Below are 25,513 nucleotides of genomic sequence, written 5' to 3'. Positions count from 1 at the left end.
CTAATCAATCCATTCTCCTTATGGGGCTTCCCTTGAGGTCAGCAACAAATCGGTTCCTTTTATCCTGGTCCATCATCCTACTTGGAGCACTTGGGAGTTATCTGCTCACTGGTCAATACCTCCCTGCGTTGTTTTGGGTATTCGGTCATTTCCTTGGTTCAGGCAGTATCCCTCGCCTCGATCAGCCTATTGCTCCCCTACAACAAATGGGGACACAAATACTCCCAGGATTTCTAGCGGGAGGCTCGCTGCTAGCCGTACTCATTGCCACCCAACTCCTAACCCGCTCGGCTATGGGTTGGCGAGGTTTTCTCCACCTCACTGATTTACCTTTAACCGTTTGGGGGAGCATGCTTTCGCTGGTGCCGCTAGCCCTTGGTTGCTGGCTCATGAGCTTACGCCAAATGCAACTTTTACAAGCGTATTTCCCCGATCGACGTATTCGTTTATTGCTCTTGCTGGGCTATGGCTTTTCCATCGCCTTATTGGCATATCTCCCTTGGTTGGAGCTACATTTTTTACCGCTTTTTCTGAGTCTGATCATCTATCTATTTAGTCTCGACATCTACCTGGAAAACGAACGGACAAGTATGACCTGGCTATTGGTATGGTTGCTCCTGATCAGTTTCCTTATAGCTGCCTTTTCCTACCAGCGCAGCTTGGTGATTGACCAACAGACCCATCAAACCATTGCGCAGGATATCGCTCGAAATGGTATCCCTGACACTACCCGACAATATCACCTGGAGTTTCAATGGGATACCCTCTCTACCTTTTCTGCACCGGGATTATTATCGGAGAAATTGCTCAATATCCCGCCAGGAACCGGTAGTGCCTACAGTACTGGCGAAAGAAACGACTGGGTCTATCGCCAACAAAATGGGGAAGATTACGTCGTCGTTGGCAGAAAAGTGGCAGGGTTCCGCCCTCCATTGGCCCTCACTTCGGTACTTTTCCTTTTCGGACTTACCTATTGCCTTTGTCTGCGTGGCTTTGCCTGGTGGCTGGGTTATCCTTTGGAAAAATGGCTACTGCCCCTCTTCGGGCCCAGCTCGCTGAAAGTAAGGGTGCAGTTGTCTTTCTTTGTTTTAGCTTTGGTAGCACTGCTGCTCGTAGGATGGTTTACCGTTGATTTTTTCAAAGACGAGCCCGCTTTTTTGAGCAGCTGGTTGGAGCAACTGCTGAGTCTATACGTCTTCCTTTTACTGATTGCCGGCGCTTTGGGTATATTTCTGGCCAACAGCATCAGCGACCCCATTGTGCAAATCGGCAAAAAACTGGGCGACACCCGACTACAAAACAACGAGCCCCTGCAATGGTCGCGGGAAGATGAGATCGGAAAATTAGTCGCCAACTACAACCAAATGATTGTCGATCTCGACAAAAGTGCAGCCAAGCTCGCCGCCACCGAACGAGAAAGTGCCTGGCGGGAAATGGCCAAACAGGTGGCGCACGAAATCAAGAATCCGCTTACGCCTATGAAACTTCAATTGCAACAACTTTTGCGACTGGAGAAAGAAGATCCCGAAAGGGCGCGGGAATGGAGCAAAAGAGTCGCCAGTTCCATCATTGAGCAGATTGATGGTTTGGCGCTTATCGCAACGGAATTCAGCAGTTTTGCGCGGCTGCCAGAGGCCAATGCAATCACGTTTGATCTGCGTACCCTGGTTCAGTCCGCCTACGACCTGCACGTGGCTGGTAAGGCCAGCGGACAGCTTACGCTGGAACTTCCCGAAACGCCCACCTGGGTGCATGCCGACAGGGACCAATTACTCAGGGTACTGAACAACCTGATTCGCAATGCCGACCAGGCGCTGCATGAGCAAAAAGCACCTCGTATTGCTATTCGTTTGGAAGCTTCTTCCGATGGTTTTTACCAATTGACAATAACGGATAACGGCACAGGCATCCCGCAGCACATTCAGCCGAAAATTTTCCAACCCAATTTCACCACCAAATCCTCTGGTATGGGCCTGGGCCTCGCCATGTGCAAAGCCATCGTTGAGCAAGCGGAAGGGACGATTGATTTCGAAACGGTACTGGGAGAAGGGACGGTATTTAGGGTGAACTTGCCGGTGGTGGCTGCTGAGCTTACGCCGTAGATTCCTAAGACAGACGTATTTACTACAGAGCCTCTACCTACAGGATAGCACACAGATCTAACGGATCAAACAGATTTTCACTGCTTTTATAGTTCACCAAGATAGGGTTTGTCGCCTACCTTATTTAGATAGCCTTTTGTTCATTCTGAATTTGATGCATTTGCGCTAAAAACTACCCTCCATTTTTGAAAAAGGAGGTAAAACCGATATCTTCCCAGTAAAATTACAGACGACTATGGCTTCACCCACCCAACTTGCCCAACAATTCCGCGAAGTATACCTCAATGGCGACTGGATCGCCAGAACCAACCTCAAAGCCGAGGTAGCAGAAATGGACTGGAAACTGGCCACTACACCAGTAGGCCCACTCAACACCATCGCCCTTCTTGTTTTTCACATGGACTACTACGTAGGAGGCTTGTTGCAAGTCCTGGAAGGCGGCTCACTGGACATCAGAGACAAATTCAGTTTTGATGCTCCCACCATCACCTCCCAAGAGGATTGGGAAGCATTACTCAACCAAGTCTGGCACAACGCCGAACAGTTCGCCCTCAAAGTCGAGCAACTGACGGAGGAACAGCTCCAGGCACCTTTCGTCAGAGTAGAATACGGCACCTACGAACGCAATATCGACGCCATGATCGAGCACGGGTATTATCACCTGGGGCAGATTGTGTTGCAGAAGAAGCTATTGGAGGGGTGAGGGGTATTGGTAGAGGGTAGGGAGATTTATAGGTTTGATTAGATGTCGTTGGATCAAATTGAAAAACAATGAATACTGAATTCGTTTTTTTTAAGACTACAATGCCAACTAATTGAAAAAGAGGATATTTAATAAAGCCGCTGAAGAAATGCTCCTTCAGCGGCTTTATTATTAGGTTCCGCAGGTTTTGGTATAGCCATCTATTCAGGATAGTCCACACAGAGACGAGTATTCAGCGGGCTAAAACCCGCGAAACCTGTCCCCCCTACTGCTTCACAATCCGCACCAAACGCGCTACCCTTTCATCCAAAAAGCGCACAAAGTACACGCCATCCGGGTAAGCATAGAGCGATAGCGAGCCAATGTAGCGGCCATCGTACTGCGTCAGTTGCGACTGATACAGGAGGCTTCCTTTGCCGTCGTATACCTGCACGGGTTGGAAGATGGTATTGGTCTCCAAGCCAGGGAGTTCGATCTGGAAGACGCCTTCTGTTGGGTTGGGGTACACCAGGATGGGTGTTCCTGAAATGGTGGTCAAATTATCGGTAGAAATAATGACGTCCAGGGTGATGTTCACATCCACGGTACAGCCCAGGGCATCCTGGATCGTCAGTGTGTACTCGCCAGCAGTGAGGTTGTCAAACAAGGGCTGATCCTGGTTGGTGTTGCCCAACTGGTAGGTATAAGGAGGCACACCATTGACGACCAGTACTTCAATCTGTCCGTCACTTGCGCCCACTTCCGATTCGCCCATGACGGTGGCTGTAGAGAACTCCAGCGTACAACTCGCGATGGTCACTGTTTCCATATAGGCACAATCTCCAGCGCCCAGAATCACTACTTCGTAATCTCCCGCTGGTAAGCCCGTAAAGAAATTCTCTTCCTGGAAATTCGCACCACCATCAACACTGTAGGTAAATGGCCCTACGCCGTCAGACGCGATCACCAAAATTGTCCCGTCTTCTACGCCGGGTGCTGAGGTAGGCGCTACTTCCACATCACCAGCCAAGGTACAGGTGAAGGTGGCACAGAAATTATTGGTTTCTACGAAAGCGAATTCGCCCGTACTTGTCAAAAGAGGTAAGCCTTCTTCGTCGGTAATTTCATAATTGCCTTCACCGTAAGCGCAGCAAATTCCATCGCCGTAGGAGTCATACATTGTAAAAACGTAACAGGCTTCGGGATCAATACACAATCTTTCCGTCACCAGGGTAAACTGACCTTCGTACGGGCCGCCCTCGTAGAGTACTTCTCCGTTTTCAGTAGCCAATTCCCAGGTGGTTTCTGCGGGGTATTCATCCGTAAGGATATTCAACATGGCCTGAATACCGTTGAGGAGTACATCAAAATCACGGCTAAAACCATCGTTTTCAGGGCGTTGGTCGGGGCCACCATTGGGCATCGCAGCCGCAACGCTTAGGGTATTCATCCCATCTATAGCGGTCGTGATCACTAAATTGATAATAGCAAACTCGCCACTGGCCAGGCTCCCCTCCCACATGATGGGATCCAATGCTGTACCATTTAACACCGGACTAACCAGCGCACTGGTCAAGGTATCAGTTCCAAGGTTGTTGAGTACGATACCTACGGTAAACTCAGTGCCACAGGTCACTTCCGCATTGGTCGTAATGTTCGTAACACCTACATCAAACCGTGGCAAATGGCTCACCACCACGTCGAGAGTATCATTCCGAGGCTGGTCATCGCTTTCGGTATGCACAAACAAAGTGAAGGGGTAATCACCAATAATGGACAGATCTTCCGTGGTAGCAAAAGTATGCACGTAGGTGCTGTCAGGGAAGAGGGTCACCATCAAGGTATCAATCACGGCAGGATTGCCATTGAAGACATAGCCAACACTAAAGTTCTCTAAAGTGTCCAGCCCCTGGTTGATGACCTCCATTTGAATCATCTCCGTTGCCGTAAGCTCCGGTGCCGACAGTGGACTGAGCAGCTCCACGGGCGCCAGGTCGGTCGTATCTTTACGCAGATCAAACGCAACAATGCGGGTCCGCGTACCATTGGCACCAGCGTACTCCGTGGTGTACCAGAAGGTACGGTCATTGATCGGATCAATGGACATGTGGGCATAATCACCAAAACGACTGCCGGAGTTAATGGTGCTTTGTCCATCCACCACATTGTATTCTTCAAACGTCATTTCTCCCAGTGGGTCCGTAGCCCTGCGGCCAGTGAAACGTACACCTACGTAGGTATCTTCGCTACTCACGTTGTAGGCCAGCCCAATATTGCCTTCACTGTCCATGGCGATGCCTCCCATGAAGCGGTGCAGGCCATCATCTGGAGCCCAGGTACCTTCCTGGTAAACCGCCCAATCTTCGCCGGGATAGCGGCGTATTTCTGTCCAGCGAATTCCCGAAAGTTCATTCCCATCGACATCCGTCATGAAGTTCATCACCATGGTTTCGTAATCGCCGAAATTGCGGTAGATGGTTTGGTTCATGATTACCTCCGGGATACCGTCGATACCGTTCCCACCTAGCTGCGGGATACAAGCAAAACCAAAGCCCGGGGCCGCACAAGCGTAGGCATCGTAAGGAGCAGTCACCACACTGGTGTTGGTCACCTCGGTGAGGTCAGGGTCTTCCCAGTTGAGTTTGATGCTGTACACCTCAATGGCATCTTCTTCGTTGCCGCTCCAGGAGGAATCGTTTAGAGTGACAATCAATGGCTCGTCGCTGGGTTGGTCGGGGCCCGTCCAATCTACCGGTGTCGCCACCGTAAAGCCCGATTCTGTATTGCTGGTACCCGGCAGACCAATACGCTGAATAGGTACCATAGCCGCAACATCCAGAATAGCCTGGCGATCGATAAAATAGGCGTGTAGCGTACCGGTTCCGCCTTCGTTGGTGGTCACGGAGTAGGCGTTGCCCCAGATACCATATTTAGGATAATCCGGAAAACTGGGCGTCGAGAAGCTAAAAGCATCCCACTCCCCTAGCGGATCATCGGTAGCGGAGATAGCCACCAGCAGACGGTTGCCATTAGGAAACTCGGTGATCAGCCAGCGCTCCGCTTCTTGGTCGTAAAGAACGATGGGGTCACCCGCCGAAGAGAAGCCAATGCTGCTCCAAATGGTATTGGCGGCAAAAGAAGTGATGATGTTTCCTTCCTTATCGTAAACGCCCAGCTGGGTCGCATTGACTGCCTGCAAGTAATGGTTGCGGCCAACATCGCCAGAAGGATCGTGTGGGGAAGAGCCCGTAAAAAGACCATTGATATTTACCAGCGGCTCCGCAAAATTACCCCCTCCTGTGATGCTGGTTTGGCGAACAGGATCGGGGCCGATGAATTGTCGCTCGGGAAAAACTACCTCTTGCTTGCCGCGCCCCTGGAAATTCTTGGGGACTGAACGTGGTTTTTTGCCCATTTTCCGGCGTTCTGGATCAGTAGCAGGCACTGGAATGAGGGTTCTGACTGCTGGAATGTGCCCCAGGTATTCTGCGTACGTCTGCTCGACGGTCGCGTCAATTTTATGGGCTGAAGCGTTGTTTTGAGCGAGGGCAAAATCAGCCCACAAAAGTCCTGCTAACAGCAAGACCATACTAGTCTTAGTCATGTAGTAAACGGATATAATTGATAATGTGTGGTGTCGGGAGGTACCTGGCTGAAGCTGGTTACGAATGCGAAGCTAAAGAATTGTGGTGGGTCTTCACTACCCAAAAGGGAATTTGTCTTTTGGGGAACGGAAATTGCAGTAGAGCAGGGTATACAACCCTGCCTTACGCAGCAGAAGAATCGATACCGGGCTGTCCGTTGCTCCTTCGTGCAGGGTATGACCCCCTGCTCTACGGAGTGCAGGGTATGAAACCCTGCTCTAGGGAGCAACTCTCCTCCGTCGTCCTTGTCCTGCTCTCAAGAAGGCTCGGGGTGCGGCGGGCTTCAGGCTACGTCTTGCGCACTGCGAAACAATAACTGAATGTTAAATTTAATTTTATTATTCTAAAACGCTTGATTTATTATTTTATTAACCTTAATTTTAAAAAACAAGAAAACACCGTTGCTAGCGCGCATTGCTTTTCTCTCTTATTTACCTAAAAAAGCCTCCCTACCCAACTCCCCCTTTTCACAGACATCACCGGGCTACCCAATGGTATCTTTATCCTGCGCGTGGAAAAAGTGGACGAGATACTGCATACCCAGCGGCTGGTTATCCAGCAATAACTATCTAATCATAGATTTTTCCCTGTGCTAGCCAGATAAAAATCTACCTGCTTGCCGCCAGAGCTTACACGCTGGCGGCAAGCATATTTTATACCCTAATAAAACAAGAGATGAAAGTCAAAAATAACTACATCTTATTCTATTTGCTCCTAAGCTGCTCTCTAATGAATATTAGTGCAAAAGGGCAAACTACTTTTTATCGTAGTATTGATATTGGAGGCACAGCGGAAGTGGGTGCACAAATAGAAAACTTTGGCAACGGCTTTGCTGTGGTAAGTTTACAAACCTGTCCTTATCCTCCTGGTGCAGCTTGCACCGTTTGGCAGCTTTATGATGCTCTTGGGCAAGAAATCTTCACCAAAGAATTTTCCAATAACGAATTTAGTGTCTTCCCTAGTCTCGCGGGTTCCTACTTTGCGCTAGATTCCCTTAACCACTATCTTGTTTTAAGTGTTTATTCTCCCACTACCGATTTAGATGTTGGTTTAATTAAATTTGATCCGCTCACCGGAGATTCCATCTTCACCAGAATCTACGAAGAAGCGTTTTTTGACATTGGCGAAAAGTTGATCAAGGCCGATGATCAGAACAACATGCTCTTGTTAGGGGGAAGGGTACTGCCAGGAGAAAATCGTTTTACCCCTTGGGTTATAAAAATAACTCCGGAAGGAAATATTATTTGGGAACGAGATCTATATCATATTGAAGGTTCTTACCAGCACCTTGACCACCTCCGTCTACCCAGCAACGATTATTTGGTCACCTACGCCATGTGCCCCTCTCCGGCACTATGTAACCTACGCCCTCCTTACCGCTTTTTCGCTACCCGCCTCGATACTGCCGGGCAGGAAATATGGACCCGCGAGTTGCCCGCTGCTTCGCGGGATGGCTGGGGCGCAGACAATGCTGACCTACTGCTCATGGATGACAGCTCCATTGTCTTCAATTGGGTGCAGGATTTGGCCATTCCATGGGTCGATACCTTTAGCTATCCGCCACTGATCCGGTGGATGAATGAAGACGGCGACAGCCTCCGGCAGTACGATTTTGACAACGAGCGCTTTCGCTACATCAAGGGCATGACCAAAGCCGCCAATGGCGATATCATTGCCGCCGGATCGGTAGTGCTCGATGACCTCGACCTGGGCACCGGCGGCTGGGTCTTCCGCATGAGCCCCCAGGGAGAGCTGCGCTGGCAGCGTTATATCGCCGATGTCCGCTTCCCCTTCAATCAGCATTACTTTACCGATGTGGTGGAAGCACCCGATGGGGGTATCGTCCTTACTGGCCTCTTGCAGGACAGCTTCCCCAATTACGACCCTTACATCAACAACCCCAACATCTGGCTCGTCAAGCTCGACAGCACCGGCTGCCTGGAGCCCGACTGTGGCCTATTTCAAATCATGGGCACCACCGTCGTAGATACCGACCAGCCCGTGGAATTGCCCACGCAAGCCACCCTGCACCTCTTCCCCAATCCAGCCAAGGGGTTCTTCCAACTCCGCTGGCTCGAAGACGGGCCTAGCCCCTACCCGCTAGCCATAGAGGTATTCACCACCAATGGGCAACGTATGCTACAACAAACCTTAACCGCCAGTCCGGCACTCATCGATTGTGCACAGTGGACGCCGGGCATGTACCTCGTACGCGCCCGCAGCCGCGAGGGCAAGGTGCTGCTGGGGAAGGTGATGGTGGAGTAGGTTTGTTCTTTGGGTTTGCGGAGAGCTGATCGTACCAGTGCGATCTACGGTTGGGACACATTATATGTGTCTTGACCTCAGTAGAGGTCAAATATTGGTAGAACGATGTTTATTAAGCGTTAAAACGACCTCGGAGGAGGTAGAATATCAATTCCTATTGGATCACCTGGTAGAAAAAATCAAAAGGGAAGATGGTATTTACTCTTGTGCGACCCTGTCCGGCAAGCCTTGGCCAGACGGGCTCATCCGAGGTCGTTTCCTTGTTTATTCATTCTTTTCTACCAATATTCCACCTCTCCGAGGTGTTTTTACTTGATCCCTCTCCTGATTTTGGTCGAGAAGTGTCCCAACCGTAGAGTGCGATCATACGGTTGGGGAGCGGAGCAACTCTAACCGGGTCTCACGAACCTATCGTGCTAGTGGAGACCCCACCTCTGCCCCTGCGGCCACCTCCACCCAAGCGGTATCCATCCCCAACTCTCCGAGTTGACCCCGCCAGCGGGTAAATGGGCGGGCCGTGGCCCGTAGAGATTTGGCGCGCAATGCGAAGCCTGAAGCGCGAGGGGGTTGTGTAAAAAGCCCTCAAGTTGCTTAACAGGCTTTTGATCGGCTGATGGCTGACGTTTCTTGTTTTGTTTGAAAAACACTGCTGGTGAGTCCTCCCTTAGAGTTCTCACTAGCATTTTTTCCTTTTAGGTTCAAAAAAAGAGTTTTTAAGCTCTTTTTTTGTGTTTAGTAGCACTTCTTGCTGCTCTTTGGACATAGTGATCCTCCCAGATCCCTGTCTGAAGGCAATAAACCTTCTTAAGATTGTGAGCTATTGCTAGGAACTGGAACTCAACATTGACTTTGTCGATGCCTCGGAGAAGGAACCGACGATGTCCCATATTGTGTTTTATATTGGCAAAGGGCGTTTCCACATCGATACCACGTTGGGATCGTTTCTCTAAGCCTTTTTCTGATGCCAGTCGTTGTTTGACCTCTTTTTTAAAAGCCTCCAATTTCTCCCTCTTTTTCACCCTTCGATGAGTACCCGGTTTAGCATTTGGGCCTCGGCATTGTTCATAAAAAGGACATTGGGCACAGCTTTCTGATTCATAAACCCGTGTTCTACTTTCATATCCATTGTTGCTCTTACTTGTGAACTCATGGCTGAACAATAGTTTCTTCTCATTGGGGCATTGGTAATAATCCTGATCTGGATCATAATACCAATTGGTGGTATTAAAAAGTTGTTTGTCCAGTTTGCCGGTAACTTCCTGGTACCACAGCGGATACTTCACATAAGCCGTATGGCCTTTTTCTGCTAAAAAACTATAATTCTCTTCACTGCCATAACCGGCATCTGCCGTATAATCCATCTTCCAATCCGATTCTACCAGTCCACTCACCCGTTGTTCTAGTTGTAGGACATGAGGGGGCAAAGTAGGGCTGTCAGAAGCACCCTGATGAACCGTAGCATTGACAATAAATTGATCCGATGTCGTAATCTGTATATTGTACCCAGGCAACAATTGATCATCTTTCATGCGCAGGGCTGTGGCATCTTCGTCCGTCTTAGAATAAGAGTTACGACCCGCCAGGATCAATTCCTGCTCTTCGTATTTATCTAAGTTGACTTGTTCTTTTGACAAATGACGATGGATTCTTTCCAAAGATTGTTTTCGTTTTTTGTCTCCTTGTTCTGCTATAATTTCATTGAGGTAACGAAGCTGCCTCTCTAAGTCTTCACTGTTCAAGACCAGATAAATTTGTTCGGCCTCTTGACGCTGGAGTAAATCCTTAGTCCCATAAATATTATCCTCCGCTTGCTGCAACTCCCGCACCTCTTCTAGCAGGCTATCTATACGCTCTAATACCATGGCCTTATAGCGTTCCGTGTTCTTGCGCCAGACAATTTTATGTTTATTGGCATTTGCAGCCCACTTGCTGCCATCTACATACAAGTCACTCAAGTTGACATAGCCCTGCTCTACCAAATAAAATAACACTTGGCTCAAGACTGTATCTACCAAGTCCTGCATTCGACAGGAGCGAAATTCACTCAGTGTTTTAAAACAAGGACGCTGACCACCAGACAGCCACATGAAAACCAAATCTTCGCCTAACTTCTTCGCTAAGGGACGACTCGTATACACCTTGGTACAATAACCATAAATCCATACCTTAAGTAACATCCGAGGATGATAAGGAGGCCGACCTATACCACTGTAGTAACATTCCAACTCTTTGATCTCTATTTCTTGTATTACCTTATTAATGATCTGCGCCAAAACATTGTCTTTTACCAGCTCTTCGATCCGTAAAGGAAGATCTATTACAATGTCTTGGGTGTAAGCTTTAAAGCGAATATTCTCTCTTTGTGTTATCTTTGTTGACATGAGCAGGGGGCTTTTCTTTTTGGCTTCAACTTAAAGTTAAAACACTCTGCTCATATCTTTTTCTATTTGGCGCTTTTTACACAACCCCACAAGGACCAAGGATGGGCGGACCGCAGGGACAGACAGCCTGGTGCCCAGGACCGCCAGGACGAAGGCAGGGCCCCTAACCATCCATTTACACCTGCATCTTGTTTTCTTTAAGGACGAAGTGCATATTCGCTAAAAGAAAATCCGCATTCTCTTGCGAGAAGCACATGGGCGGCTTGATTTTGAGAACGTTATGTAAAGGGCCGTCGGTGCTCATGAGGATGCCGCGCTGGCGCATACGATTGGCGAGATAGTTGGCTTGTGCAGCAGCAGGCGTCAACCTTTCGGGATCGGTGATCAGCTCGATGCCCTGGAAGAAGCCGGGGCCGCGAACGTCGCCGATGATGGGGAATTCCTGTTGCAAGGCGAGCAAACCCTGGCGTAGATAGTGGCCTACTTGCTGGGCATTGGCCTGTAGGTTTTCGGTCTTGATGACCTCCAAGACGGCACGACCAATGGCGCAGGACACGGGGTTGCCCCCAAAAGTATTGAAGAACTCCATGCCGTTGGCGAAGGCGTCGGCGACCGCCGGCGTGGTAACCACTGCCGCCAAAGGATGACCATTGCCGATGGGTTTGCCCAACGTGACGATATCGGGCACCACGCCTTGTAGCTCAAAGCCCCAAAAGTGCTGCCCTACCCTACCGAAGCCAACCTGGACCTCGTCGGCGATGCACAAGCCGCCAGCGGCGCGTACCATCTGGTAAGCTGCGGGCAGATAGCCCAGTGGCAAAACGATCTGCCCGCCGCAACTGACGATGCTCTCGGCGATGAACCCGGCGATATTGCGTCCCTGGGATTGTACCCGCTCAATGGCCTCTTGAACGTGGCTGGCGTAAAGCTGGCCCGCCGTGTGGGGATCACGGTAGCGGCCCCGGAAAGTATCCGGCAAGGGCACAATGTGCGTGTGGGGAGGCGCCCCCCGACCGCCTTTGCCAGCAAACTTATAACTGCTGATATCAATGCAGGCCCCGGTATTGCCATGGTAACCAATCTCCAGGGCGATCATATCCTGCTGGCCCGCCCAGATTTTGGCCATGCGCAGGGCGAGCTCGTTGGCTTCGCTGCCCGAATTGACGAAATGCACCACCGATAAGCCCTCGGGCATGGTAGCAACCAGCTCTTCGGCAAACTGCACCAGATTGGGGTGCAGGTAGCGGGTATTGGTGTTGAGGACCGCCTGCTGGCGCTGGGCAGCACGCACAACTTTGGGGTGCTCATGCCCGACATGTGCCACATTGTTGACGGTATCGAGGTAGCGGCGGGCATCCGTATCGTAGAGGTAAGCCCCGAAGCCGCGCACGATGTGCAGAGGCTCTTGATAAGAAATGCTGAGGCTGCGGCCCAACTTTTGCTGGCGAATGGAGAGTAGCTCTTTGACCGTTAGCGGAGCTTGCGGTAGCTGGGGCAGTTCGGGATAGAACAACCCAGGGTCGGGGCAATTGCTGAGCCAGGTAGCCCTTTCGTCGGGGTAAGCGACGCCGGGAAAATCCTGCGTATTGTCCAGCAGGTCGAGGATGATCTGAAAGTGGAGATGTGGAGGCCAGTTGCCATTCTCGGGCGCTGGGCCAATGGTAGCGATTTGCTGGCCCGCAGCTACCGTCTGTCCGACTTCAATATTGGTCAGCGACGAACGGCTGAGGTGGCCATAAAGGGTATAAAACGTGAGCGAGGGAGCAACCTCGTGTTGGAGAATAATAGTGGGCCCATAATCGCGCTCACCCGCATTGTCGGCAGCGCTAACAACCGTTCCCGCCAAGGGCGCAAAGACCGGTGTTTCGGCAACACCCCACACATCCAGCCCCAGGTGAACGGTACGCCACTGGGCACCAGCATTGCCCATGACCTGGTAGGCATCGGTAGTATAAAATGGGCGTATCTCACCGTAACCGCCGACGCCAAAATCTGCCTCCGCTTCGGCCAGCATCCGATCAACGGTTTTAGCGAAAGGCTGGATGGTCAGAAAATTCTCGTTATTGCCTAAATCCAGGCTCCCCACCCCCAAGTCCAGGGGAATGGTAGGCTTGTCCGTCCAGGGCATGACGGGAGCAATAGCTGGCTGGGTGGCTAACCACTGATCGAAAGCTTTGCGCTGCGGGACGGGCTCCCAGCCGCAAGCTTCCCGCAGACGGTAATGGGCTTGAGCTGGGGAGATCTTCCGCCATTTCTGCAACAGCTCCCAGGCGGGTTGCTCACTGACTTGTAGGTATTCATTATCTGGTTCGGCCTGCTGGTTGTGGGCCGCCGAAGCCACTGTGATGAGCAAACGGGCCGCTATCATCTCGAAAAGCACTGCCACCTCCGCCTCAGTGAGTGGCCGTATTTGGTGAAAACCTCGAGTGAGTTGGCAAGCTGCGGTGAGCGGGTCGGGTAAGCCCATCACGCCGTAGGCGCAGGCGATGGCCAATTCGTTGACGAGCTGCGTATGGAGTGCATCCCCAAAGTCGATCACACCGCAGATGGTGGGGCTTTCGCCTTCGTCGTTGACCAGAAGGTTCAGCTCGTGGGCATCATTGTAATTGACGGTGGTGCGAAGGGAGGTCAATTGGGGTTGGACGATTTTTTCGAACCGATCCCAAAAGTAGTTGGCGATCTCTTGCTGCGCCGGGGTAGCAAAAAGGGGCAGATGTTGCCGGGAGAACAAGGTCTGACTAGGGTCCCACTTGTAGAAACGGTGTGCCTCTGGATGATCGAAATCCGCCAGGGCAAGATTCAGGTGACCGCAGGCAGCTCCCCATTGCTGGAGCAGTTCCGGGCTGCGGGGATTGATCTCGTCTAACAAGCGACCGCTGACCCAGGATTGCAAGCGGACGAAGTGGACGCGGCCCTCTTTGTCCTTCATTTCCAGCAGGTACTTGCCGGATAGACTGGGAACCATCCGTGGCACTGGCCAAGGGAGGGTTTGCCTGCTGAGATGCTCCAAGATGGCGGCCTGAAACTCCAGCGTGGCCCGTGACTCCCCGGGGCGGCTGATTTTGAGGGTATACTCCTCCCCCGCCGGGGTCTGGAGGTAGAAGTTGAGATCGACTTCACCGGCGAGGGGGCGGGCCGTGACGGTGAGCCCGTAGTGGTTTTTTACCAGGGTTGTAATTTCCCCAATATCACGAAAGAAACCCGCAGGTAAAGTTTTGGCCATAGCTTACTAGACATTCGTTGGAGTAGAAGGAGGCAAAGGTAGGGAATGTAGAGGAAGCTAATCTATCCCAATCATATGACGACTACTTCAAGGGTGTTTTCTTTTTTATTCTGGGTGAGTACGGTAATCCTCCCACCGGTATTGGGCCAGATAAAGTATTTCCGCTCGCCGTGAGGGAGGGCGATTTCCTGCTCGGAGAATTCTTCGTTCGCTAAAGAAACTAATCGAATATTGGTTTTCGACTCATCTGTTTTTTCCTGATCGAAGTAGGAAAAGGTGACGACTCCTGTGTCATCAATGGTTTGAAAAATGAAATCGAAATATTTATTTGATAGCCTTGGTACCGGTTCAAAAGGTTCATTAATCTTTTTGACTTTTGAAGGAACTAGATAATTACCATGTCCATGGTCAATAGCATACGGTTTCTCCCAAGAAGTTGGATGAGTCGTCATTCTATACTCTATCTTCCGCGCATTTATATTGTAAAAAACACCGTGGGGCTTTTTGGGAATCCGTTCGACAGACTTGAGGGTTAAATCGCTCTCCATAATGCAAACCAAGCCATCATTGATATGGCCTCTGAACTCGAGATCAAAGCTCTCCAAGTTCAAAATGAGCTGACCATTGGGCAAGCGATTAATTTGGTGAAAGTACAAATAGCCAATTCCCTCTATACCTGCTTTTTCGTCCTGAATCTCTTTACCAATCAGTGCTGGTAGATCTCGATAGTAGTCCATCGTATAAGTCTTCAAATGACGGCCTGTGGTGTTGAAACGAGCTTCGTATACGCTGTAGCTGTTCGAGACCAACTGTGCTTTGTTCTCCCCACCATAGACTAGACCTACCACTGCAAAACCATCATCGGTAGCCCAGGCCAAACGAGGGGCTTCGTTTGCACTCCGTATGTTATAGGTGAATAGTAGCTCACCTGTTCGCAAATCATGCGCGAGTACTTGCGATTGTATTACTGTGTAATTCCCTATCCTATTGAATCCTTGACCTATTTGATTACTCAACACCAAGGTATCGTTGGACCATAAATGGCCTCCCCAATAATCGCGGTCCTCTAACTGGGTTTTGCTACTGGCCCAATCCTTGGCGGGATCTTCCAGTGAGAAGAAAAGCACCTGATGTTCGCGCCAGCCTTTGATTCGGAAGTTGGGTGCCGTATGCTGATGAACGATGAACCCACCCATAACTCCCGCAATTGGTGCTTGTTCGGTAAGATGATGATCCTCGGGTATTTTATTTTCGTTATAGTTTGGAAAGACCAGTTCAGTAGATCTTAGCTTATTGCCTGCTCTATCAAGGATTTCCAGCCATTGTCGCTCTTCCTCTTCGTCGGCAAAAACGATTCCGAAATGGTCATCCTGTTGGGCAATACCTTTGATGAAAGATTTCTCACCAAGGCGAATGGAGTAATGCAATATGGGGTGAAGATTTACATCTACAATAGTGAGCAAGTGATCCATCAGCTCATCGTCCTTGCTGGTACGCTCTCCGGTTATAGACAAGAAGTAATAAGCTTCGGTTTTGTTCTCTTTTTGGATATAGCCAACATTGCCACTGGTGATCTCGGAAATGCCTGGAATGGTGAGGTTTTGTGCTACTAATTGGGGAATAAATGCAATCAGTAGGAAGAGCACGCAAAAAGTCGGTAATATTTTATTCATCACAGAGAGCTTTCTTTGAGTTGAGAGATAAATGAAAGCGTTAGTCCTGACAAGTGTTTAGAAACAAGTAAGGTCCATCAATTTCAGCTCAAAAATAGGCACTTGTTTTACAAAAACACAATTTGCTTGCCTGGAATACCTTACTGTAAGGAAACAGTAATTTATTCAAATGCTCGTGAATCCTACCATTTTCTGCTAGGAGATAGTGTCAAGAACCATTAGTTTTGGTGATGTCCGTTTTCTATTCAATGGATTTAAAAAAAGCCGTCATTAAAGCACTTGCGCATCGCCGCTATCCTTCTTCTGCTTCCGCAGCGGGGGTGAGCATAAAGCCTTTGCTGTGAAGATTTTCAATGCTCACCGGATGCTCGCTGGCGGTCCGAAAATAATTGCGCAATTTGGTGATGTATACATTCATACTTTGCCCCGTAAAGAAACTCTCTTCCCCCCATATTTTGAGTAAAGCTTCTTCACGGAGGAGTACTGTTCCTTTTTTTTGACAAAGCAGCTCTAATAAACTATTTTCTTTGGGGCTGAGCTTCCACTGTGTCTCGTCATTCCGGAGCTGGCGTAGATGGGGGTTAAAAACAAAAGGGCCTATACGGTACTGGATAGTAGGATCTTCCTCACCACCAGGGAGGCGCAAGATGGCTTGAACTTTTAGCAGCAGAATATCGGGATCAAAAGGTTTGATCAAATAATCGATAGCTCCGAGTCGATAGCCTTTGATCTGATCTTCCTTCAATGCTTTGGCCGTCAGGAAAACAACCGGCATCTTTCGCCCGCTTTTTTGAATACGCTGAGCGACGGTGAAGCCATCACAAAAAGGCATCATCACATCGAGGATACAAAGATCAAAATCCTGATGCTGTAGAACACTCAGGGCCTTATTCCCGTCTTCGCAAAGCGTAACATCGTATTGTTGCAAGCTCAGATAGCTCTTCATTACCAGACCAAAATTGGGATCATCTTCGGCGACTAAAATACGGGCTTTAATCATGGTCTATGCTTGTTTTTGGGGTACGACAACCGAGAAAACACTTCCTTTACCGAGTACGCTTTTGACGTTTACTGATCCACCCAAGCGACGAATAATTTCCTCTACGTAGCTCAGCCCCAAGCCGAAGCCTTTGACGTTATGCAAATCTCCGGTAGGTGCCCGGTAGAATTTATCGAATACCATGGGTAAATCTTCTTTGCTGATGCCGATGCCGCTATCCTTGATGGCAATGTGCAACTCCTCCTGCTGGCAGGTGGCCTTTAGTAAAACATTTGGTGGCGCTGCCCCAGCGTATTTTATGGCGTTATCAAGAAGGTTGTTTATTACATTGGCTAAATGGAAGGGGTCGGTCAACCAGGTTACGCCTTTAATATCATTGATCTCCAGCTGCAAATGCCCGCCATTCTCCTCAATCCGGAGCTTGGCCGCTGCGGCCAGAGTGCTGAACAACGGATACAGAGCAGTCGCCTCCCAATTCAGTGCCAGGGCTTTTTCATCCGTCAGAGCAGCATTCATTACCTTCTCTACCTGACTGTTCAGCCGTTGGTTTTCATTTTTGATGATCCCGGTAAACTGCCGGACTAAATCGGGATCGGCTATGATCTGCTCATTGTTGATATTGGCTACTGCGAAGGCAATGGTAGCGATGGGCGTCTTGAACTCATGCGTCATATTATTGATGAAATCATTCTTCATTTCCGACAATTTCTTCTGCCGATTAATGATGCGCCAGGCATAGTAGAAACTCCCAAAGATGATCATCACCAATAACACCGAGACCAGGAGCTGAAGCCAAAGTTGCTTAAAAATCCACACGCGCTGCCCAGGAAAATACACGTACAAGGCCTCTTCCTGCCCCATCAATAGCAGGTTCAGAGGAGACGCCGCCAGGCGCATCGTATCCACTGCTGAACTCGTCGGATACAGGTGTTTCCACACGCTCGTACCTTGCTGGTATAAGCCCGCAACAAAAGGTAAATGAACTCCCTCTTCCTTCAGTTTCTCCGCCAATAACTGGTCGATTGGATAGCGGTCTCCCAAGGATTGATCTGGCTCGCACGTGGAGCACTGCTGCACCGAACGAAGGAGGATCGTTTCAAATATCCCCGGAGCAGTAGAAGTGCTTTGCAACACCTGATCGGCCAATGCTTGCGCCTCTTTCTTGCGCTTTAATTGCAATGTGGTATCTGGATGAGGAAGCTGATCCGAAACGTTGCTCGCAAAAATAAAAAGGCGGGAAGAATCGGCACTCCAGGTCTGAAAATCGTAGGTATTTTGGTCTTGAAGTTGGGAAACAAAAGAGTTGCGACGATTCAACTCCTGATTAAGGGCACCGATCCCTTTTTGGGCATCCCGATACAGCGCGTGTTGCTGCTGTTGGTATTGCTCCTTCAGCCAATAGACCTGCACACCCATAAGTGCCAGCGTAGAAATGCCCATCAATGCAAGTACTAATCCAAATTTCATTTGTAAGAATGGATACGGGCAACTACAGGCCCTTTTGGTAGTCCCGAAGGGGAAATACCCGTTGCTTATTGCCGGGTATGGCCTAAAGATAATTGGGTTTGTCGACGCGCGCAATCACTTTTAGTTTTCTTTAAGGAAGTTTCATTTTCCTTTCTAAACCTCATTAAGAGAAGGAGCATAGGTTTGTAAGCACAATCATTCTTACATAAACCTTTACTATGAAATCCTTCCGATTACTTCCATTCATCATTTGTTTGTTTGCGGGAATGCTTGTTGCCATCCCAGCTTTAGAAGCCCAATTCGATTGGGAATTATTAAGCAATTCACCCCAAAATGGCCAGAAGCAGGACGATGTTTTCTTTGTCAATGAGCAACTGGGTTGGTCGGTCAATGGCTCCGGGCGCGTGTATCGTACGAACGACGGCGGAGCGAGCTGGACCCAACAGTTGAATCAAGCTGGCAGCTATTTTCGCTGCATCGGTTTCCGGGACAGCCTCAACGGATTTTTAGGCAATATTGGCCCCAATTATTTCCCCGGCGTATCGGACTTCACACCACTCTATCAAACTAGCGACGGTGGAGACAACTGGGAGCCCGTACCTTCGGCACAAATTACGGGTCCAACCCCCACTGGCTTATGTGCCATCCAGATCATTGATGATCAACACATCGTAGCAGCAGGAAGAGTGGGCGGCCCAGCCTTATGGATGCGCTCTTCCGATGGAGGCCAAACCTGGCAGAGTTCCTCCCTCGCTATTCACATCCAGATGATTACCGATATTTATTTCTCCAGCCCCGAAAAGGGTTACATTTTTGGCGGCACCAGTAGCAACATCGAACTTTCGCGAGCCCGAATCATTCGTACCACCGACGGCGGCCTTACCTGGACTCCGGTTTACACTGGGCAGCGAACCTTTGAACTTTGCTGGAAGGCGGCCTTTCCTTCAGCGTCGACGGCTTACGTCACCTTACTCAATTATGCCCCAAATTACGCTGACCGCTATATTGCCAAAACCCTGGACGGCGGCATAAACTGGGAAGAAATGCCCTTCACGAATAACAGTCAAAAAGAATTTGGCATTGGCTTCATTGATGACAACACCGGCTGGATAGGCACCGACAACGGCGGCTACGAAACACAGGACGGCGGAGCATCCTGGGCTGCCCGTAACATTGGCGGGTTTGTCAATAAAATCCGGCTGCTCCCCAGTGCTTCAGGAGGCACGGTAGGTTATGCCATTGGGCAACGTATTTACAAAATGACCTCGGAAGAGGTTACGAATACCAGTCTGAATACACCGCCAAAGCAACCACTTAAAGCACTCGTTTTCCCCAATCCAACGCAGCAAGAACTACAGATCCGTTTTCAGCTCCCCAAAGCCCAAAAGGTAGACATTACCCTGTACAGCATCGAGGGTCGCCGTCTGGCACAGGTGTTTGCTGGGGAGCTTTCTGCGGGAGAGCAAACCTTCACCCACACCATTGCCACTCCCCTTCCGGGGTTGATACAAGTCATGATTCGTACCGAGGAGAGTTATGAAATTCTGACGATTAATATTTTACCTTGATGAGGTGCTCCCTAAACCTCTCCCCCTTACTTTTGTTAAGCTATACATCATTCATCAAAACAAATAGCTTTTGCGTACTGCTATCATTGGAGCCGGGATCGCCGGACTCGCCGCCGCCGTAAGGTTGGCTGTTCAGGGACACCAAGTAGAAGTTTTTGAGGCGGCGGAGGGGCCCGGAGGAAAGCTTTCTGAATTTTCCTTGGGCGATTATCGTTTTGATTTGGGGCCTTCTTTGTTTACCATGCCGCAGTATGTCGACGAGCTTTTTGAACTGGCGGGCGAAAACCCCAAGGATTATTTTTCCTACGAGCGACTGCCCGTCGTCTGCCATTATTTCTGGGAAGATGGCACCCGCATTCACGCGCACGCCGCCAAGGAAGAGTTCGCAGAAGAGGTAGAAAATGTACTGGATATCCCAGCGAGTCGTGTGCTGCAAATGCTTTCCGATGCAGAACGTAAGTACCAAATCTCAGGCCGCACCTTCTTGGAAAAGAGTCTGCACAAACTGAGTACCTGGACTAATTTGGAGGTGCTGAAAGCCATGCTCAAAATTCCTCAACTGGACTTGTTCCGGTCGATGGATGCGGTACACCGGCGGGAATTACAGCACCCTAAACTGGTGCAGCTCTTCAACCGTTTTGCGACCTACAACGGCTCTAATCCCTACAAAGCACCCGGTTTGTTGACGATCATCCCTCATTTTGAACATCATTTTGGGGCGTTTTTGCCGGAGGGGGGGATGTACAGCATCAGTCAGTCCGTCTACGAATTGGCGCGCCGCCAGGGGGTGAAGTTTCATTTTAACACGAAAGTGGACGAAATACTGGTAGACAATGGTGCAGCTACTGGCGTACGTAGCGGCGACAAAGAGCAGCCTTTTGACCAGGTAGTCAGCAACATGGACGTGTTCTTTACTTATCGCGAATTGCTCCCGCAGCAACGGCAACCAGAGCGTATCCTGGCGCAACAAAAATCGACTTCCGCCCTCATTTTTTACTGGGGTATCAAAAAGACCTTTCCAGAGCTCAACTGCCACAACATCCTCTTTAGTGAAGATTATCCCGCCGAATTTGCGGCCATGGAAAGAGGAGAGATGTACGAAGACCCTACGGTTTATATCAACAAAACCAGCCACCTCGTTCCCGGCGATGCCCCCGAGGGCTGCGAGAACTGGTTTGTCATGATCAACGCGCCCTGTGATGCGGGCCAGGATTGGGAGCTGCTCCAACAGCAAACCAGACAACGCACCATCGCTAAAATCAACAACATCCTCGGGGAAGATATCGAACCCCTCATCGAGGAAGAATGGATCATGACGCCGCCGGTTATCCAAACCAAAACTGGTTCCCACCTCGGCTCACTTTACGGTACCAGCTCCAACAGCAAAATGGCGGCGTTTATGCGGCACCCCAACTTTAGTCACCGGATCAGCAACCTGTTTTTTGTGGGCGGTAGCGTGCATCCTGGTGGGGGGATTCCGCTGTGTCTGCTCTCTGCCAAGATTATGAGTGAGATGGTAATGGATAGCCACTAAAACGCTAAACTACACAGGAAAGAAGGCGCATTTTGGGGTAGGTGATTTCTTACCACATCATAGGCAGATAGTTTTTTATCACATAGTCACATAGCGTTATATCTCACTCGGTAGTATCATCTCGTAATATCACCCAGGTTTGTACAATGGCGAGGCAAGAAACGAAGATGAGCATCACTCCGATCAAGACTGGAGACGGAAACAAAAACACCAGGGCAAAGGCTAAAAATGCAAGGGTAAATATCCACACCGATTTCGCGTAAAGGCCCATATTGCAAGTTTTTCAACCTAACAATATTGGCCGTAAACAGTTTATTTTTAACCACAAAAGCCCTAACCAAGCCGTTACACCTTTACACAATTCCAACCAAATTAAAGACTGATCTCTAAATGCCGCCGCATGATAGAATGATGGCCAAAATCGTCTTCCATACTGTAGGAGCAGATGAGCCACACTTTTTGCCCTTCAGTGAGGTCGTAATGAAAGTCGTCCTGAATGCTGGTATCAATGGAAAACTGAAAAGAAGTTCCCTTGGCATCTTCTGCACCCTGATAGTTCTTCACAGCCACTTGTCCTCCCAGGCTTTTCACGGGCTGAGGGTTGCCAAAACCTACCACGAAAAACTCCTCCATCTCAGTGCCCGTTTCGGCTACAGCCCCCATTACCAGATTGGAATTCACGACATCATTACTGGTATTGAAGCCCAGTCCGACCCAACCCTGGTAAGGAGAGTGCAACTTGAACGTCAGTAAATCACCTTCGTAGGCCCATTCTACTTGCATGCCTTCAATCACGAAGTAGTTGGCAGAGGGAGAAGGTACCGCAGATAGGCTTCCAAGAGCAAGTAACAACAGTGCTGCGTACATCAAAATTGATTTCATAAGAGGTTCTTTGAATAATTTATAGTGTTTACCTCTTGTAAAACCAAAACTGTGCCAAAGAAAAGCGTTTAGGATACTGTAGCAGGTACAGTATCCCAAACGCACAATTATTAACAAATGATTTTGTTAAAGCGAACCCAGGTTCATTGATCAATGAACTATTAATTTTCCAGTGTTTAGCACCCCTTTATTGTTGCTAATCTGATAGAAGTAAATACCCCCCAGCAGGTTTTTACGATCTAGCTGGTGCTTGCTACCCGTAAACTGCTCTTTACGTACCAGCTTACCCGTGGCATCGAAGAGGACGAGCTGCAGTAGCCCAAGATCTTCGCCTACTACCTCAAGGGTTGTCATGGTCGTGAACGGATTCGGGTAGGCTTTGACGGCTGCTAAAGGCGACAACACCTCTCCCACTTCTACCATGATGAAACCTTCACCGATGGTATGGAAAGTGGTGTTGGTAATGATCGCCGGGTTGAAATCAAAATAGATGGCCGCTGAATTTTCGATCCGCGTATCCATCGGCAAATCTTTCTGTTGCTCAATCGAGAACCTTACGTAACCGTGAGAGGCGGGCTCATTGGTAGTACTGTCGGGCAAGGCGATATTGTTGAACGTGAAGCGAGCAATCCCTTCGCCGAGTAGCTCAAAGTCGTAAGGGTGACTGCTATTGCCGGGCTTGATCGTCGCAGGGTCAAGATGCTCCGAAAGGCGGTCTACAATGATGACCTGGTTGGCTTGCGCCGTTCCAGTATTCTGGAACTTGATCACGTAATCAATATCGGTATTCGGTTTCACAAAATGATCGATATCATAGCCGATGGGGTAAGCCTGCTTGATGTTGGGATCATAGGCTGCCAGGACTTCTGTGCAAGTCAGGGCCACAAAATAATCTTCATCATCAACGGGGTATTGGTTCACATAGCCCAGGCTTACTTCTCCATTCTCTCCCGTTCCGCAAGCTTCAATGAAGGCACTGGGCATCGACATTCCGGGATGGTTAGCGACTTGTGGGCTCTCTATTCGGTAGAAGCTCCCGTCGGCAACCCGAGGAATTACAACCGACTCTCCTGGTTCCAATGGCCCGTAGGGTTGTCCCTGCAACATGATTACATGGTCTTCGATTACCGTGTATTGCAGCGCTTCCAGCATGGCTGCTTCGCCAACATTTTCTATCTTCAGCTCTACCTCATTGCCATTGCAAGCAGCTGACAACTCGATGCTGGCACCTGACCACAACGGATTGACCGGCAAGCAGCTTGTATCAGGAAAAATGAGCGCTTCTACACAGAGGGATTGCCCCAGTAATTCAATCGAACAACCTACCTGCACCGCAATGGAGAAGGTTGTCGAGGTCAAAAAGTCCATATCACCGACCTCAAAAGAATAGGTATTCCCGCCAATGAGGGTATAAGGCACGGTGGCACTCAGTAAGGTCAAACTATCCGCCAGCGTAACCTCGACGTAGACATCTTCGGCCAGTTCCGTCCCTTGATTAGCACAAAAGACATTGATTGTCGACTGCTCGCACAAGCGAAAACCGTAGTTATTGACCTGTACTTCCATCAGTGGGCACTGCTCAATGCTCTGTACCGCAAAGTCTACCTCGCTACTATCTACCACCGTTACCATTACATCGTTGGCGCAGCTCGTCCAGTAATCATTAGCCACCGTGAGCGACACTTCGTAATCGTCGGGCGTAACTTCTATTCGGTATTGGCCTTCCGCATCCGCTGCCGCGTAGAAAGTGCCAGTGCTCCCCGCTGCGGCAACGATCCAGTTTTCCAAGCCTTGCTCAGCGGAAGTAGCGATACAGTCTTCGTCGAGATCATATTTTACCTGCCCGTAGATAAAGTTGGCCAGGGAACTCCCCAGCTCATCGGTTTTGATGATGTACAAACTTTGGTCTTCGCCCATGCGGTTGGCGCCACCCGCAATGATATAGCCGCCGTCGGGCGTCTGCTTGAGGTCCAGGCCATTGTCACCAAATGCGCCACCGTAGGATTGCTGCCACTGGACGTTGCCATTTTCATCGGTTTTTACGAGGTAAATATCTTCTTCTGCGACCTGGGTATTGCCCAAAAAGGCAAAACCATTATCACTCGTCAGTATCAAGGAAGTCGTATAACCAAAGGGGTAATCAGCCGCTGGAAGTACTTGTTGCCAAATCGTATTCCCCATATCGTCGATCTTAAGCAAAACATAGTCATAGTCCATATTCCGCCCCAGCAAAACGATGTTGCCATCTGCGGCATTAACGGCATGCTTTACTTGAACATCCGTGTCCAAGGTGCCCATCCACAGAACATTTCCATTTACATCTACCTTTCTGGCATTCGTTATGATCGGATTATTGACGGTAAACCAGTTGGAAGATGCTATCGAAAAGAAGCCACCATCTGCCGTTTCTAATACCGAGTAATCATAAATATTGTTCTCGGGCAAAGTAGGCCCCACCGTTTTCCAAAGGACATTTCCAGCCTCTGTTATTTTAGCGATGTAAGGATGCACATCACCATTGGAGGTACTACCCTGTGCCCCTACATAGACGTAGTCGCCATCTGTACTTTGCAGTAAGTCCGTGACGGTTTCGTTGCCAAACAGATACCCTGGTGGGCGGTAGGTCCATAGGATGGCACCCGTCGCATCAAATTTCCGGATCAGAACGTCTTCCTCAGGAGGGGGAGAACCTCCCAAGCGTGCACCGTAAACAAAATTACCATCGGTACTCCGAATAATCCCGCCACCCCCGAAAGGCACATCAACAAGATTGGTGATAATACCGTCGCTGTCGGTAAACAGAAATTTCGGTTCATTTTGTACCGAGGCAGCAAACAAGTAACTGCCATCATCTTCCAGAAAAACCTGGTTGGCCGCAGAGTAGGAATAGTCTGCTCCCCCTCCAGGAGGGAAATAAATTCGCTCCCATCCCTGCCCCTTAAGGAAGGTTCCTAAAAACAGGAAAGGCAGCAGCAAAAGCACGTATTTGTTCAACTTATTTTTCATAGCTCACAAGGATTTGTTTTTGTTCTCTACAAAGGTGCCACTCCTATACTCTCTTTTCAATTACGTTTTTCTTAATTTGCATCAAA

The 25,513-nt window shown here is 49.4% G+C and carries 13 protein-coding genes; 5 read left to right on the top strand and 8 right to left on the bottom strand.

What is annotated here, in order from left to right; all coding sequences use genetic code 11:
* The first annotated feature begins 20 nt into the window (after nt 1–20).
* Nucleotides 21–2,102, top strand: coding sequence for an ATP-binding protein (locus AB0L18_RS17075; RefSeq protein ID WP_367388519.1), 2,082 nt, complete (start codon nt 21–23; stop codon nt 2,100–2,102).
* Nucleotides 2,103–2,337: 235 nt separating this feature from the next.
* Nucleotides 2,338–2,805 carry a DinB family protein gene (locus tag AB0L18_RS17070; RefSeq protein ID WP_367388518.1) on the top strand — a complete coding sequence of 156 codons (468 nt, stop codon included), beginning with the start codon at nt 2,338–2,340 and terminating at the stop codon, nt 2,803–2,805.
* Nucleotides 2,806–3,070: 265 nt separating this feature from the next.
* Here the strand turns inward: AB0L18_RS17070 and AB0L18_RS17065 are convergent, their stop codons facing one another.
* Nucleotides 3,071–6,388, bottom strand: a complete 3,318-nt coding sequence (locus AB0L18_RS17065) for a T9SS type A sorting domain-containing protein (protein WP_367388517.1) — start codon at nt 6,386–6,388, stop codon at nt 3,071–3,073.
* A gap of 769 nt (nt 6,389–7,157) precedes the next feature.
* Here AB0L18_RS17065 and AB0L18_RS17060 point away from each other — a divergent pair.
* Nucleotides 7,158–8,693 (top strand): T9SS type A sorting domain-containing protein, encoded by a 1,536-nt coding sequence (locus AB0L18_RS17060; protein WP_367388516.1) that lies wholly within the window; start codon nt 7,158–7,160, stop codon nt 8,691–8,693.
* Nucleotides 8,694–9,406: 713 nt separating this feature from the next.
* Here AB0L18_RS17060 and AB0L18_RS17055 read toward each other — a convergent pair.
* The 5 genes from AB0L18_RS17055 to AB0L18_RS17035 all read right to left on the bottom strand — a co-directional run bounded on the left by AB0L18_RS17055 (nt 9,407) and on the right by AB0L18_RS17035 (nt 18,437).
* Nucleotides 9,407–11,074 (bottom strand): IS1182 family transposase, encoded by a 1,668-nt coding sequence (locus AB0L18_RS17055; RefSeq protein WP_367388502.1) that lies wholly within the window; start codon nt 11,072–11,074, stop codon nt 9,407–9,409.
* A gap of 175 nt (nt 11,075–11,249) precedes the next feature.
* Nucleotides 11,250–14,297: an aminotransferase class III-fold pyridoxal phosphate-dependent enzyme gene (locus AB0L18_RS17050; protein ID WP_367388515.1), complete on the bottom strand. Its 3,048-nt coding sequence runs from the start codon at nt 14,295–14,297 to the stop codon at nt 11,250–11,252.
* A gap of 71 nt (nt 14,298–14,368) precedes the next feature.
* Nucleotides 14,369–15,970, bottom strand: coding sequence for a DUF6770 family protein (locus AB0L18_RS17045; protein ID WP_367388514.1), 1,602 nt, complete (start codon nt 15,968–15,970; stop codon nt 14,369–14,371).
* A gap of 292 nt (nt 15,971–16,262) precedes the next feature.
* On the bottom strand, nt 16,263–16,970 hold the full coding sequence (locus tag AB0L18_RS17040) for a response regulator transcription factor (RefSeq protein ID WP_367388513.1): 708 nt from the start codon (nt 16,968–16,970) through the stop codon (nt 16,263–16,265).
* 3 nt (nt 16,971–16,973) lie between these two features.
* A complete protein-coding gene (locus AB0L18_RS17035) occupies nt 16,974–18,437 on the bottom strand; it encodes a sensor histidine kinase (RefSeq protein WP_367388512.1) in 1,464 nt (487 codons plus the stop codon).
* Between the two features lie 218 nt (nt 18,438–18,655).
* Between AB0L18_RS17035 and AB0L18_RS17030 the strand changes: the two genes are divergently transcribed.
* Nucleotides 18,656–20,005, top strand: coding sequence for a hypothetical protein (locus AB0L18_RS17030; RefSeq protein WP_367388511.1), 1,350 nt, complete (start codon nt 18,656–18,658; stop codon nt 20,003–20,005).
* A gap of 70 nt (nt 20,006–20,075) precedes the next feature.
* Nucleotides 20,076–21,539 carry a 1-hydroxycarotenoid 3,4-desaturase CrtD gene (gene crtD, locus AB0L18_RS17025; protein WP_367388510.1) on the top strand — a complete coding sequence of 488 codons (1,464 nt, stop codon included), beginning with the start codon at nt 20,076–20,078 and terminating at the stop codon, nt 21,537–21,539.
* A gap of 372 nt (nt 21,540–21,911) precedes the next feature.
* Here crtD and AB0L18_RS17020 read toward each other — a convergent pair whose 3' ends face one another.
* Together AB0L18_RS17020 and AB0L18_RS17015 are read right to left on the bottom strand one after the other, a co-directional pair.
* On the bottom strand, nt 21,912–22,421 hold the full coding sequence (locus AB0L18_RS17020) for a DOMON domain-containing protein (protein WP_367388509.1): 510 nt from the start codon (nt 22,419–22,421) through the stop codon (nt 21,912–21,914).
* A gap of 150 nt (nt 22,422–22,571) precedes the next feature.
* Nucleotides 22,572–25,427 (bottom strand): T9SS type A sorting domain-containing protein, encoded by a 2,856-nt coding sequence (locus tag AB0L18_RS17015; protein ID WP_367388508.1) that lies wholly within the window; start codon nt 25,425–25,427, stop codon nt 22,572–22,574.
* Nucleotides 25,428–25,513 lie beyond the last annotated feature (86 nt).

The sequence above is a fragment of the Lewinella sp. LCG006 genome, from assembly GCF_040784935.1.
Classification (GTDB): domain Bacteria; phylum Bacteroidota; class Bacteroidia; order Chitinophagales; family Saprospiraceae; genus Lewinella.
The sequence above is the reverse complement of the archived record's forward strand: the minus strand, read 5'-3'. Positions and strand labels throughout refer to the sequence as shown.